The following is a 13,614-nucleotide window of genomic DNA, read 5'->3' as shown; positions in this document are numbered from 1 at the left end:
ACCCTGTGGGAAAAACTAGAGAGGAAGGGATTTATGAAACGCATCTGTACGCTTATCCTGGCCGCCGGCCTGGTGTTCGGCGCGGCCACCGGTGCCAGCGCCATTGATTTCAAGGCCAAGGGCCAGTGGCTCATGGGCTTCGGCGTTGGTACTGACAGCCCTGTCAGCAAAGTTTCGGATAACGGCAATAAGCGCAAGGCCGACACGACCGACACTTTTGACGCTCAGCAGCGCGTGCGCTTGCAGTTGGACGCCGTGGCTTCTGAAGCCCTGTCCGGCACCGTGTACTTTGAAATCGGCACGCAGAAGTGGGGCCAGTCTGCAACGGGCGGCTCCCTTGGCGCTGACGGCACCAACCAGGTTCGTGTGAAGAACGCCTACATCGACTGGGCCATCCCCCAGACCGATGCCAAGGTGCGCATGGGTATCCAGGGTCTTGCCCTGCCCAACACCTACGCTGGTGGATCCGCTGTTATGGATACCGATGTGGCCGCAGTGGTTGCTTCGTACAAGTTCAACGAAAACGTCAGCATGACCACTTTCTGGGCGCGTCCTTTCAATGATAACTTCAATGGCAAGGATGCTCGCTACAGCAACAACCATGTGAACTATCTTGACAACATGGATCTGTTCGGCGTGACTGCTCCCCTGACCTTTGACGGCGTTAACCTTACGCCTTGGGTTATGTACGGCGTGATGGGCAAGAACACCCTGACCAACTACTATGACGGTACCGAAGATGGTGTGGACAACCCCACCTATCACAATATCGGCAGCCGTGACGGCAACCCCCCCTATACTCTGCTGCCCTTCCCCGCCGCTTCCACTGGTAAGGCCCTTGGCGGCACCAGCAAGGCCTACGGCTCCATGTTCTGGGCCGGTCTGCCCCTGGCTGTGACCATGTTCGATCCCTTGAACATCGAACTGGACATCAACTACGGCTATGTTGAAGGCATGGGCCGTTACGATGTGCAGAAGGGCCAAAGCGGCGATATCGTTCGCGGCAGCACCCAGCGTCAGGGCTGGTTGGCCAAGGCCCTTGTTGAATACAAGCTGGATTGGGCTACCCCCGGTCTGTTCGGCTGGTACGCTTCCGGCGATGACAGCAGCGTGAAGAACGGTTCCGAGCGCATGCCTTCCCTGGTGCCCACCGGCAACTTCACCTCCTACATGGGCGACGGCAACTACGGCTGGCTGCGTCAGGACTACGGCGTTGACTACGCTGGTACCTGGGGCATCGGCGCCCAGTTGAAGGACATGAGCTTCCTGGAAGACCTGAAGCACACCTTCCGTTTGGCTTACTGGGGCGGCACCAACAGCACCAGCATGGTCAAATACATGAGCTCTGCCTATGCCTGGACTGAAGGCGTGGGCGCTGCCACCGTGCCTTACATGACCACCCGCGACGGCCTTGTGGAATTCAACCTTGTGAACTCCTACAAGATCTACCAGAACCTGGAAATGAACCTGGAACTGGACTACCTGGTCAACTGCATGGACAACAGCACCTGGAAGAAGTCTCAGAGCCCCAGCTCGTTCAGCAAGCAGGATATGTGGAAGGCTCAGGTTACCTTCGCGTACAGCTTCTAATCCAAGCGCAACCGTCTGCGGACGGATTGATACGCATTCAAAGGGAGGCCTCCGGGCCTCCCTTTTTGCGTCTTTGATTCAGGCTATCTTTCTGTGTGCCTCTAGCCAGTCTCGTCGCATCAAAGCAATGTCAGAGCAGTAGATCGCAGGAGTTCGGAGGAGTCCGTTCCCTCGCTGTCCGAAGGTAAACGACACCTCAGCTTGTCTGATTCTGCGCCGGATAGAAAGAATCCCACCGCTGGATGTGCGGCAATGCGGCAACATGTCATTGATTGGCAACCAGGCTGGCAAGCCCAATACGAGCAGAGCCCGCTTTAGCGGGCTCTGACAGAGAGGAGGGAAGGAGAGGGTATTGGAGTTTGAGGAGGGTGGGTGTGAGAATTAGTGACGTTTCTGCAGCCTGTCGCGCAGGATAATGGCAAGCAGGTTCATGCCCAGCACCAGCAAGAGCAGCACGAGACCGGTGCCGTATTGCAGGGGGCGGGTCTTGTCGATTTCCGTACCAGCCGTGGCAAGAACATACATATGGTAGGGGAGCGCCATGACCGGGCTGAATATGGAATCCGGCCCCTTGGGCATATAGAATACCGAGGCCGTAAACATGATGGCGGCTGTTTCGCCCGCAGCGCGCGCCACACCCAGAATGGCCCCAGTGAGCATGCCAGGCAGCGCGCTTGGCAAAATAACGCGGGCAATGGTCTGCGATTTGGTTGCGCCCAGAGCCAGCGAGGCCTCGCGGTACGTGTCCGGCACGTTGCGCAGGGCTTCCTCGGCTGTGCCGATAATGACCGGCAGGGTCAGAACCGCAAGGGTGAGCACACCCGAGAGAATGCTTACGCCAAATCCGCAGAAGGTAACAAAAAATGAAAGACCGAACAGGCCAAAAACAACTGAAGGCACACCCGCGAGGTTGTTGACCCCCAGCCGCACAAAGCGGGCAAAGGCGTTGCGCTTGGCGTATTCATTGAGATATACGGCGGAGGCAACGCCCAGAGGAAACGCCAGCAAGAGTGAACCCAGCGACAGAATTGCCGTGCCGACGATACAGGGGAATATGCCGCCCTTGGTCATCATCTGTCTGGGGGCCTCGGTCAGGAACGACCAGCTCAGGGCAGGCAGGCCGTTTTGCAGCAAAAATGCGCAAACGGACAGCAGAGCCAGCACGTTGCAGGCGGCAATACCGCGCAACAGCCAGAACATGAAGGTCTGGTACTGCCCGCGGCCCTTGCCGCTGGCAAATTGCAGGCGCGCGCCTTCTTCGCGCGGCGGTTCATCCGCGCCGTGATGTTTGAGGTCTGCTTCCAGCGGGCGCGGTGTGAGCTTGATGCTCGGCCCGGCGGAAGGAACAGGGGTAAGGCGGCTGGTGGCTGACATGGATTTTTCCTCGTTCTGAACTGGCGTCATACTGCGCAACCTTGCAACACTGAGCGGTTACAGGCTTGAGGTTCCCACCTGACGGTGCTTCTCGGCTATGTATCCGGCGGCCAGATTGAAGGCCAGCGTCAGGAAAAAGAGCACAATGCCAATGGCAAAAAGCGCGTGGTAGTGCTCGCTGCGGAAGGCGGCCTCCGCCATTTCAGCGGCAATGCTGGCGGGCATGGGCCGCACCGGGTCAAGCAGCGAGGTGGGGATGATGCCCGCCCCGCCAGCAACCATCAGCACCACCATGGTTTCACCGATGGCGCGCGACATGCCAAGCATCACAGCCGTGCCTATGCCTGAAAGAGCGGCAGGAATAACCACTCGCACTGTTGTTTGCCAGCGGGTCGCGCCCAGTGCCAGCGATGCCTCGCGCAGGTCGCGCGGCACGCCGAACAGGGCATCTTCAGAAACGGAGCAGATGGTCGGCACGCTCATGAGCGCCAGCACCAGTGAGGCATTGAGCAGGTTCAGACCTGTGGCGGCGTCCAGATAATCCTGCAAAAAGGGCGCAAGCACCACCATGCCCAGAAAGCCGAGCACAACCGAGGGCAATGCCGCCAGCAGCTCCACAAAAGGCTTGATAACGCGCCGCACGTTGGGGTGGGCGATTTCCGTCAGGTAAACCGCTGTCAGCACCCCCATGGGCACCGCCAGCAGGGACGAAAGTACCGTCACCGCCAGTGAGGCCACCAGCAGGGGAAATATGCCGAACAATCCCGGCTCCTCAGTGGGATACCAAAGGTTGCCGAACAGAAAATTGAGGAAGGGGTATTCGCTGAAAAGCGGCAGACCTTCCATGAAGAGAAAAATGACAATACCAGCCAGAGCCAGCAGCGAGCTGCCTGCCATGGTGGTAAGGGTGACGCGCACCGCTTTTTCCTTGATGTCTCTGGAGCGCATTGCGCTTTCTCCCCGGGCGGGTGCGGGAGGCAAATGCCTTCCCGCTCCGCCGATGCTGTGGGTGTAACGCGGGTAGTATCTACCTACTTGCCCAGGGGCACATAACCCACTTCAAGCACGTTCTTCTGGCCCTTGCCGGGATCCAGCAGGTAATCCACAAAGGCCTTGGCGCCGCCAGCAGGCGCGCCGTTGGTGAAGACAAAAAGTTCGCGGGCGATGGGCCACTGCTTGGAAAGGGCGGTCTGGGCGCTGGCGGTCACATCATTGACCTTGAGGCCCTTGGTGGACTTGTCGAGATAGCCGAGGCCAACATAACCGATGGCGTTCTTGTTCTTGGAAATGGCCTGCACCACAGCGCCGTTGGAAGCCTGCATGAGAGCTGCGGGGTTAACGCGCTCTTCCTTCATGATAAGTTCCTGCCAGCATTCAAAGGTACCGGAGGACGTATCGCGGGAGATGACAACGATCTTGCCGTCCTGGCCGCCAAGTTCCTTCCAGTTGGTGATCTTGCCGGCATAGATATCGCGCAGCTGGGCAGTGGTAAGAGCGGCAACCGGATTGGCAGGGTTGACCACAGGCACGATGGCGTCAATGGCGACTACAACGCGGTTGGGGGTCACGCCGTTTTTCTTGGCAGCTTCAACTTCCTTTTCCTTGATGTCGCGCGAGCTCATGGCGATGTCGCACTGCTTTTCAATGAGGGCCTTGATGCCGTTGCCGGAACCGCCGCCGGAAATGCTCAATTCCACATCGGGGTGGGAGGCCATGAAGGCTTCGCCAGCTTTCTGAACCACAGGAAGCACAGTGGTGGAACCGTTGATGACGACCTGTTGGGCAGCCATGGCCGGAGCGCTGAGGCTCAGAACCGTGAGGGCAGTGGCGAGCAGTTTTCCGATAGACATGGATTTTCTCCTTGGTTTCTACTGTTGGTGCCGGGGCGTTTCCCGGTACGTTTCTCTTTTTGCCCGCCTCTGTTACAGAAATATGACGAAACGAAGAAGACTGCGTGAAGCTACAATCTGCGGAATTAACATGCTGAAATATTGCAGATTGTTTGAAATATTTTTCGTCACGCAATTGTAACATGCCCTCCATCAGTTTGGCGCACAAAGCCGCTGTACTCTGTTTGCGTCATAGAGGTGAAACATATGAGCCAGCAAATACTGATAGTTGAAGACGAAGCGGATATTCGTGAACTTTTGCGTTTCAATCTTGAGCGCGAGGGATTCACCGTGCATGAAGCAGCCGATGGCACACAGGGCCTGGCCCTTGCCCGGCAGCACACCCCCGACCTGGTGCTTCTTGATGTGATGCTGCCGGGTGTGGATGGATTTGAGGTGTGCCGCCGCCTTGGGGCGCAGGCTGAAACCTCCCACATCCCGGTGCTCATGCTCACCGCCCGTGGTGAAGAAGTGGATCGTGTGGTGGGGCTGAGCCTTGGCGCCGATGATTATGTGGTCAAGCCTTTCAGCGTCCGCGAGCTGATACTGCGCGTCAAGGCCGTGCTGCGGCGCGGCGGGCGCAAGGTTGAAAGCCCCGTTCTTGAGCGGCACGGCATACGCCTGCGCACCGAGGCGCATTCCGCCGAAGTGGAGGGCGAGCTGTTGAGCCTCACGGCTACGGAATTCCGCCTGCTTGAAGACCTGCTGCGGCATGCCGGATCAGTCCGTACCAGGGAGCAGCTTCTCAACAACGTTTGGGGGTATTCCTTTGAAGGCTACGCTCGCACTGTGGATACCCATGTGCGCAGGTTGCGCGCCAAGCTGGGCGAGGCAGCTCCCATGCTGGAGACTGTGCGCGGCGTTGGCTACCGCATCAAGGAGTAAGACGCAGCGGCGGGAGCAGGGCGGTACGCCTGACTGATGGCCGCCAGCGTTATCGTTTGATCGTTTTGAGGTTGCACATCCTCAAAATGTAATTGCCCACGACAGCATGTTACGAGCGAGAAAAACCATGCTTTCTTTCAGAACACGAATTTTTTGCAGCGTGCTTGCCGCAGCGCTTATTGCATCGGGAATCGCCGTTTATTACGGCAGAGCTTCCTTTGAGCAGAGTCAGGTTGACGCGGCGCGCGAAAGGCTGTTGCGCGAAACTACGCTGTCTGCCGCTATTCTCGACAAGGCAGGGGCGAATCCTGAAGGCCTGCGCGAACTGGCGGCCATACTGCAAATGCCGCAGGAACGGCTTTCGCTCCTTGACAACAGCGGCAACGTGCTGGCCGACACCGCGCCGGGCGCGCAGCCGGTTTCAAAGCTCGACAACCATGCGGACAGGCCTGAGGTGCGGGCTGCCATGCAGGGTGGGCAGGGATATTCCGTGCGTTCGAGCGGGACGCTGGGCACAGATATGGCGTATGCCTCGGTGCGCGTGAATGACGCGCGGCTACTGCGCATTGCCTTGCCGCTGAACAACCTGCAACAGGAAATTGAAAGCCGCGTGGCCGTATTTACCAGAATCGGCATTGTGACGCTGGTGCTTTCGCTGATTCTGGCAGGTCTGCTTTCCGGTGCTTTGCGCAATTCGCTTTCGCAGATGGTCTCTGTGGTGGAAGCCATTTCACTGGGGAATTTTCAGCGGCGTTTGCGGCGCATTCCCGGCAGGGAATTTGCTCCGCTGGCTGAAGCGGTAAACCGCATGGCTGAAAATATTGAAGACCATGTGCGCACGGCTGCGGAGCAGACAGCCCAGCTTGAAAGCATACTGGAAACCATGAGCGACGGCGTGCTGGTGTTGGGCCCGCATGGGCGCATCCGCCGCTGCAACCGGGCATTGGCACGTGAATTTCCTGCTGCGGCATCGGCCTTGGGCGCGCAGGTGGTGGAAGTTATTCCCTCGCCGCAGTTGCAGGCCGCAGTGGATGCGGCCATGGCCGCCTGCCCGGTGTCCGGTTCTGGGGCCAACGCTGCGTCCGGTTCTGGAGCAGCTCAGACAGACGCGGCACAAACCAGCGTTGCCCCCTCTGCGGAGCACGAGGGCGCTGCCGCAGGCGAAGAGCCAACGCTCAATCGCGAGCAGCGGTATCTGCAACTTGAGCTTTCGTCCGGGCAGGTCATGTCGGTATGCATTTCCCGCCCCTGCGGCCTTGAGCATCTGGGCCAGACAGGCGTGGGTGCTGTGGCGGTATTCCACGATATTACAGAGCTTATGCGGCTGGAGCGCGTGCGTCGCGATTTTGTGGCCAACGTGTCGCATGAGCTGCGCACTCCGCTGACAGCCATTCAGGGCTATGCCGAAACCCTTATCAGTCTGGATGCCTCGCCCGAATGCCGCCGTTTTGGCGAAATTATTCTGAAACACGGGGTTTGCCTCAGCCGCATGGTGGACGATCTGCTCACCCTTGCGCGGCTGGAAGGCAAGACAGGCAGCCTGGAACTCAGCCCCACGGATCCCCGCGATGCCGTATCGCAGGCCACGGGCATGTGCCGCGAAGTGCTTGAGCGCCGCAAGTGTTCTGTGGTTGTGGATATCCCCGCAGACTGCCGCGTGATGGCAAGCCAGCCGCATCTGGCGCAGGTATTCAGAAACCTTATTGAAAATGCTGGCCGTTATGCGCCGGAAGGCGGCGATGTGCGCATCAGCGCGCGCGTGAGCGGGCCGGATGTGGTCTTTCGCGTGGTGGATGACGGCCCCGGTATTCCCAAGGGCGATCTGGAGCGCATTTTTGAACGCTTTTATCAGGTGGAACGGCACAGGGGCCAGGCCACTACCGGTCTTGGGCTGGCTATCTGCAAGCACATTGTTGAACGGCACGGTGGCCGCATCCGGGCGGAAAGCCCGGCGCAGGACGGCAGCACGGCCCTTGTTTTCACCCTATCTTCCGTTTACGGAGCGGCACTTTCATGAACGAGCATCTGCTGGCACGCAACGTCAGTGTATACTACGGGCAAAACAAGGCCCTGCACGAAGTAAGCCTGAATTTTGAGCCGCGCAGGGTTACGGCCCTGATTGGCCCATCGGGCTGTGGCAAATCAACCTTTTTGCGCTGTCTGAACCGCATGAACGACCTTGTTCCCGGCGCGCGTGTTGAAGGCGAAATTATTCTGGATGGTCAGGACGTGAACCGTCCCGATACGGATGTTGTTTCGCTACGCTGCCGCGTGGGCATGGTGTTTCAGAAGCCCAATCCCTTCCCTAAAACCATTTACGAAAACGTGGCCTACGGCCTGCGCGTCAATGGCCTGCGGGACGAAAGCCTGATCGCCGAAAAAGTGGAGCTTTCCCTGCGCAGGGCCGCCATTTTTGAAGAAGTCAAAGACCGCCTGCAAAGTCCGGCGCTGGGGCTTTCCGGCGGGCAGCAGCAGCGGCTGTGCATTGCCCGCGCCCTGGCTGTGGAGCCGGAGGTGCTGCTCATGGACGAACCCGCAAGCGCCCTCGACCCCATCGCCACCCAAAAGATTGAAGAAAGCATCCGCGAACTGCGCGAATCGCTTTCCATCATCATTGTTACGCACAACATGCAACAGGCGGCCCGCGTTTCTGACTATACGGCATTTTTTTACATGGGCAGGCTCATTGAACACAACGCCACGGATGTCATGTTCACCAGACCGGCCAAGAAGCAGACGGAAGACTATATTACAGGCCGTTTTGGCTAACCGCCTGCTCTCGCAGCCGTCAGGACGTCATGTTCAGGCGCTGCCAGTGCGCCGCTGAGAGCGCAGGGCAGTTCACATTCAAGCGTAATTGTTCCGGGAGAACGATCATGCAGCAACAGGCCAATTATTTGCAACAACTGCTCGTATCACTGCGTACAAGGCTGCTGGTCATGTGCGCCAGCGTGGGCATTGCCCTGGAAGACGCCGGCAAGGCCATGGCGGCTGGTGATCCGGGCCGCGCGGCGTCCGTCATTGAAAACGATGCCGCCATTGACGCTCTGGAAAATGAAATTGACGAGATGGCCCTGCAACTGCTTGCCCGCACGCAGCCTGTGGCCGGGGATCTGCGTTTTGTGGTCAGCGCCCTGCGTATGGTGGTTGACCTTGAGCGCATTGGCGACGAGGCCGTGAGCATGGCCGAACAGGCCATTTTGATGCAGGACAAGCCCGGCTTTGGGGTGATCCCCCATGTGCGCGAGATGTACTACAAGGCCAGCGAGGCTTTTGACCGCGCCGTGCGTGTGTTCCGTGAGAACAATGCGCAAGACGCCCTGCATATGCTGCGCGGTGATGAAGAAGCCGTGCAAAGCGAAGTGCGCATCATCCAGCAGATCATGGAAAGCCTTTCTGACCCTGATTCCAGTCTGGATCCCTATCAGGCCATGCACATCATACTTGTGACCCGCTCGCTCACGCGCGTGTGGCGGCGCTCCATCAACATTGCGGAGCAGGTCTACTTTATCAGTCAGGGCGAAAGCGTGAAGCACAAGAGTGAAGAACGTGGCGAAGGGGCGCGCACTGGTAGCGTTGCTGCCCAGTCAGCCGCTATAGCTGATTCCGCGACCTGCGCCTCATCGTCTTCCGCCATGCATGCGGACGCGGACGATGCAGCTGATGAGGCGGCAGACGATACAGCTGGCCCTGAAGACCGCGCCTGATATCAGATTGTTATTGCAGCTTGAACGCAAAAGCCCCCGAACCTGCGAGGCTCGGGGGCTTTGTCATATTTGCTGCAACAATGCTAGATGAGGTTCTGCTGGCGCAGCACTTCAATAAGCTTTTGCTTGGTGCCTTCGGCCATGGGGCACAGGGGCAGGCGGATTTCCGCTTCCATGCGGCCCATGAGCGCAAGCGCTGTCTTGGCCGGAATAGGGTTGCTCTCAAAGAACAGGGCATCGTGCAGGGGAAAGAGCGCATGATGGATGCGCGCCGCTTCCTTGAGGTCGCCCTTGTTGAAGGCATTGCACATGGCGGCAACGCGGCCAGGCACAATGTTGGAGGTAACGGAGATGATACCCTTGCCGCCAAGCGCCATGAGGGGCAGAGCTGTAAAGTCGTCGCCGGAGAGGACGCTGAAGTTCTCGGGGCAGCTTTCAAGCACGCGGCTGCCCTGAACCAGGTCGCCGGTGGCTTCCTTGACGCCCACAATGTTGGGGAAGTCGTGCGCCATACGGGCGAGAGTGGCGGGCAGCAGATTGCAACCCGTGCGTCCCGGCACGTTGTAGGGCACCAGGGGCATGTCCACAGCCTGGGCAATGGCCTTGAAGTGCTGGTACAGGCCTTCCTGGGTGGGCTTGTTGTAGTAGGGGGTGATGAGCAGCGCACCGTCGGCCCCGGCCTTTTGCGCAAACTTGGTCAGGCGGATGGCTTCCATGGTATTGTTGGAACCCGCGCCCGCCAGAACCGGAACACGGCCCTTGACCTGATCTATGCATATTTCAATGACCCTTTCGTGTTCTTCATGGGTCAGGGTGGCGGATTCGCCCGTGGTGCCGCAGGGAACCAGACCGTGAATGCCTTCGCTGATCTGGTGTTCAATAAATGCGCGGTATGCTTCTTCGTCCAGAGCGTTGTTCTTGAACGGGGTTACAAGCGCGGTCAATGCACCTGAAAATTGCATTACAGACTCCTGTGTGTCAGCGCGCAGCAAAAAGCGAACAAAAGCCCGCGCGAAGGTTTGGCCCTCGCAGGCAGGCGGCCCCGCATGGGCCTCAGGTTCGGCAGCGCGTTACAGCCTTACTGATTGATAAATTCTTTCAATTCCTTGCCCGCTCGGAAAAAGGGCAGGCGTTTCGATTCAACAACGACGCTTTCGCCGGTTTTAGGATTGCGGCCGGCGTAGCCTTCGTACTCCTTGATTTTGAAGCTGCCGAAGCCGCGTATTTCAATACGCTCTCCGGAAAGCAGAGATTTTTTCATTGCGTCAAAGAAGGTGTTGACCACCAACGACGCGTCGTCCAGAGGAATGTTGGTTTCGTCGGCCAGTGCCTTGATAAGCTCGCTCTTGTTCATCATGCCTCCGTGACCGCGTTACATGTTTGCCCGACAGGGCGACAACGTCGGGCATTTATTAGTAATTCAACCCTATACCTTTTCTCAGACAAGGTAAACAGTTTGACAAAAAATCTAGTCCTGAACCGGAACCGGCTGCAAAATGTTGCGCGAGCCAAGCCAGTCAAGCATTCCCAGCCTGATGCGCTGCAATCGCGAGGCCATGTTCTGCAAATCCAGCGCAGCGGGGCTGCCCGGAGAGTGCATCATCAGCGGCTTTTGCAGGCAGACCGCCTCTGGCAATTTTTTGTCGGAGCGCACATGCCCCAGCAAAACAGGCTCTATGTGCAGAAAATGTTTGCACGCGCCGGAAAGTTTGTCGAATGAAGATTTTGCCTCGGCCTGCGAGGTGGCCTGATTGACCAGCACCATGAAATCGCGCAAGCCGTACCGGCTGTTGAGCACCTTGATGAGGGCGTAGCTGTCTGTCAGGGACGTAGGCTCGGGCGTGATGACAACAACACGCACCGAAGCCATGGCGGCAAAGGTCTGCACCGTGCCGGAAATACCCGCGCCGATATCCATGAAGACAAAATCATATTTGTGCAGCACAGGTTCCAGCCGGGAGAGCAGCAGGTCGCGCGCGTCGGGTTGCAGCTCGGTCAGTTCCGGCACGCCAGACGCTGCGGGCAGCACGGCAAAGTCCTCGCCGTCAATCTGGCAGAGCACGTCCGATATATCGGCTTCGCCCAGGAGGGCCGTCTGGAGGTTGCCTTCCGGCGTAATGCCCAGCAGGACGTCAAGGTTCGCAAGGCCCAGATCGCAGTCCATCAACAGGGTTTTAAATCCCTGCTGGTGCAGGGCGCAGGCTATATTGAGCGACATGTTTGTTTTGCCCACCCCGCCTTTGCCGCTCAGCAGGGCAACGCTCAATGTCGTATTCGCCATCAGTTTCCCCCAAAGAAGAGAAATCGTTTTTCGCTGGAATGTACAAGGGTGGTTCTGGCGTCAAGGGCAGCACCACCCGCTATGCAAATGTGGCCGTGTTTTTGGGCCAGAGCCTCGTCCGTGGCCTGTGCGGCCTTGCCCAAAAGGGCCTCTGGGGTTGGTCTGCCTCCCTGATCGGCGCAGGCTATGCCCAAGGCGCACTTGGCCTTTGCCGCATGTCTGCCCTTGCTGGCAATGGAAATTTCCGCTGCCCGGACAGCAAAGATTTTTTGTATCTGCTCGGCCATCAGGCGGGCGCGCAGCACGCTGACGCCGGGCAGAAGCAGGGCAAAGCGCCCAAGGCCGGTACAGCCAAGGGTATCGCATTCCTCGCGGCACTGCCGCAGGCAGTCCACAAGCAGGCCTTCCAGCGCCAGCACCGAGGCTTCGTCCAGATGCGTCCTGTCGCAAACGGCGCCTTCAATCACGGCCAGATCGCCCCCCGTGCGGGAGAGGCGCAACAGTTCGCGGTTTATCTGCACCGTAAACATTTCGGCCATGAGCAGGTGGGCAAGGTGGCCGGGGGCATTGCTGGGGCCGCCGCCAAGTTCCGGCAAAAGGCCGGGGCCAGCGGGCAGGGCGCACCAGCGCCCGGTGGGGTAGCGGCGTAAAAATTCCTGCCACCTGCCAACGTTGAAACCCGGCAGCAGCCGGGCCACCAGCACAGATTCGCCGCTGCTGCGCGAAGCAGCGCCGTCTGCCTGCCGCAAGGCAAGCAGCTCGTTGGCGAGTGCGTCAAAATCAGCGTTGTTGCTCATGTCGGTGCAGCAGGTAATCGTGTTGGAACTGGTCGATCTGACCGTTCAAAACGCCTTCCACATCTCCGGCTTCGGAACCGGTGCGGTGATCCTTGACCAGCCTGTAGGGCTGCAAGGTGTATGTGCGGATCTGGCTGCCAAAGGCTATGGCGTCCTTGCCGGCGTATTCAGCCTGCCGCTCAGCATCGCGTTTTTGCAGCTCGATGTTGTAGAGGCGGGCGCGCAAAACGCGCATGGCCGTGTCCTTGTTGTGGTGCTGCGATTTTTCGTTCTGGCACTGGGCGGTGACACCTGTGGGAATGTGGGTCACGCGCACGGCCGAACTTGTGGTGTTGACGCTCTGCCCGCCAGGGCCGCTGGAGCGGAAAATGTCCACGCGGATGTCGGATTCCTTGATGTCCAGCTCAATATCGTTGCCCACGTCGGGGATCACGTCCACAGATGCAAAGGATGTGTGGCGGCGGCCCGATGAATCGAAAGGCGAAATGCGGATAAGGCGGTGGATGCCGCGCTCGCTTTTGAGAAAGCCAAAGGCATGCGGCCCGGCAATGCGCAGGGTAACGCTTTTAACGCCCGCCTCGTCGCCTGGCAGGTAGTCCAGCTCTTCCACGGCGTACTTGTGGCGCGCGGCCCATCGGGTGTACATGCGCAGCAGCATTTCGGCCCAGTCCTGCGACTCCGTGCCGCCAGCGCCGGGGTGGATTTCAAGAATGGCGTCCTGGTTGTCCTCCTCGCCGGAAAGCAGCATGACAAGCTCGGTTTCGTCCAGCAGCGCGGCAAGATCGCGGTTCTGCTGGTCAAGGGATTCCAGAGCTTCGGGGTCTTCGCTTTCAGAGGCCAGGGCCAGCCATTCGTTCATGTCGTCGTGGCAGGTCTTGAGGCGGCTGAGACGCTCGATTTCTTCTTCGAGACGCCGCTTTTCCTGCAAAACAGGGGTCAGCGCTTCGGGATTGTCCCATGCGCCGGGGCGGGAAATTTCGTGTTCGATGTCCTGCAGGCGCTTCTGGCTGGCGGCAACGTCAAAGACGCCCCCAGAGGGTGGCGAAACGTTGGGAAAGGGGCTGGCATGCGGCGCGCAGATCACTGAGTTG

13 protein-coding genes are annotated in these 13,614 nt (G+C 59.0%); 5 read left to right on the top strand and 8 right to left on the bottom strand.

The window, feature by feature from the left end:
• Window positions 1–33: 33 nt before the first annotated feature.
• Entirely contained in the window at window positions 34–1,590 is a 1,557-nt protein-coding gene (locus VEZ52_RS08075; protein ID WP_324836369.1) for an outer membrane homotrimeric porin, read from the top strand.
• A 381-nt stretch (window positions 1,591–1,971) separates the two neighbouring features.
• On the opposite strand, the gene pstA is transcribed toward VEZ52_RS08075, so the two are convergent.
• The 3 genes from pstA to VEZ52_RS08060 form a co-directional block, all read right to left on the bottom strand.
• Complete coding sequence (pstA, locus tag VEZ52_RS08070) at window positions 1,972–2,790, bottom strand: phosphate ABC transporter permease PstA (RefSeq protein ID WP_324836370.1); 819 nt, start codon at window positions 2,788–2,790, stop codon at window positions 1,972–1,974.
• Between the two features lie 231 nt (window positions 2,791–3,021).
• The gene (pstC, locus tag VEZ52_RS08065; protein ID WP_324836368.1) at window positions 3,022–3,912 is read right to left on the bottom strand and encodes a phosphate ABC transporter permease subunit PstC; all 891 of its coding nucleotides are present in this window, start codon (window positions 3,910–3,912) and stop codon (window positions 3,022–3,024) included.
• Between the two features lie 83 nt (window positions 3,913–3,995).
• The gene (locus VEZ52_RS08060) at window positions 3,996–4,814 is read right to left on the bottom strand and encodes a PstS family phosphate ABC transporter substrate-binding protein (protein ID WP_324836367.1); all 819 of its coding nucleotides are present in this window, start codon (window positions 4,812–4,814) and stop codon (window positions 3,996–3,998) included.
• Between the two features lie 246 nt (window positions 4,815–5,060).
• Between VEZ52_RS08060 and VEZ52_RS08055 the strand changes: the two genes are divergently transcribed.
• From VEZ52_RS08055 to phoU, 4 genes are all read left to right on the top strand, one after another.
• The gene (locus VEZ52_RS08055) at window positions 5,061–5,738 is read left to right on the top strand and encodes a response regulator (protein ID WP_324836366.1); all 678 of its coding nucleotides are present in this window, start codon (window positions 5,061–5,063) and stop codon (window positions 5,736–5,738) included.
• A gap of 127 nt (window positions 5,739–5,865) precedes the next feature.
• On the top strand, window positions 5,866–7,755 hold the full coding sequence (locus VEZ52_RS08050) for a sensor histidine kinase (protein ID WP_324836365.1): 1,890 nt from the start codon (window positions 5,866–5,868) through the stop codon (window positions 7,753–7,755).
• Window positions 7,752–8,507: a phosphate ABC transporter ATP-binding protein PstB gene (gene pstB, locus VEZ52_RS08045; RefSeq protein ID WP_291445409.1), complete on the top strand. Its 756-nt coding sequence runs from the start codon at window positions 7,752–7,754 to the stop codon at window positions 8,505–8,507. The genes VEZ52_RS08050 and pstB overlap by 4 nt, the downstream gene beginning before the upstream one ends.
• Before the next feature lie 107 nt (window positions 8,508–8,614).
• Window positions 8,615–9,445, top strand: a complete 831-nt coding sequence (gene phoU, locus VEZ52_RS08040) for a phosphate signaling complex protein PhoU (protein ID WP_324836364.1) — start codon at window positions 8,615–8,617, stop codon at window positions 9,443–9,445.
• A gap of 83 nt (window positions 9,446–9,528) precedes the next feature.
• Here the strand turns inward: phoU and dapA are convergent, their stop codons facing one another.
• From dapA to prfB, 5 genes are all read right to left on the bottom strand, one after another.
• Window positions 9,529–10,407 (bottom strand): 4-hydroxy-tetrahydrodipicolinate synthase, encoded by an 879-nt coding sequence (dapA, locus tag VEZ52_RS08035; protein ID WP_324836363.1) that lies wholly within the window; start codon window positions 10,405–10,407, stop codon window positions 9,529–9,531.
• 116 nt (window positions 10,408–10,523) lie between these two features.
• Window positions 10,524–10,799: an HU family DNA-binding protein gene (locus VEZ52_RS08030; RefSeq protein ID WP_022659461.1), complete on the bottom strand. Its 276-nt coding sequence runs from the start codon at window positions 10,797–10,799 to the stop codon at window positions 10,524–10,526.
• Between the two features lie 114 nt (window positions 10,800–10,913).
• Complete coding sequence (locus VEZ52_RS08025; RefSeq protein WP_324836361.1) at window positions 10,914–11,726, bottom strand: MinD/ParA family protein; 813 nt, start codon at window positions 11,724–11,726, stop codon at window positions 10,914–10,916.
• Window positions 11,726–12,523: a GGDEF domain-containing protein gene (locus tag VEZ52_RS08020; protein ID WP_324836360.1), complete on the bottom strand. Its 798-nt coding sequence runs from the start codon at window positions 12,521–12,523 to the stop codon at window positions 11,726–11,728. Before VEZ52_RS08020 ends, VEZ52_RS08025 begins: the two co-directional genes overlap by 1 nt.
• A protein-coding gene (gene prfB / locus VEZ52_RS08015; RefSeq protein ID WP_324836359.1) for a peptide chain release factor 2 occupies window positions 12,507–13,614 on the bottom strand; the annotation gives its coding sequence in 2 pieces (ribosomal slippage) (window positions 12,507–13,544 and window positions 13,546–13,614; 1,107 coding nt annotated over the 2 pieces). This gene is flagged as partial in the annotation. The genes prfB and VEZ52_RS08020, both read right to left, overlap by 17 nt.

The organism is Desulfovibrio sp. (assembly GCF_035644575.1).
Taxonomy (GTDB): domain Bacteria; phylum Desulfobacterota; class Desulfovibrionia; order Desulfovibrionales; family Desulfovibrionaceae; genus Desulfovibrio.
This window is presented reverse-complemented; position numbering and strand designations above follow the sequence as displayed.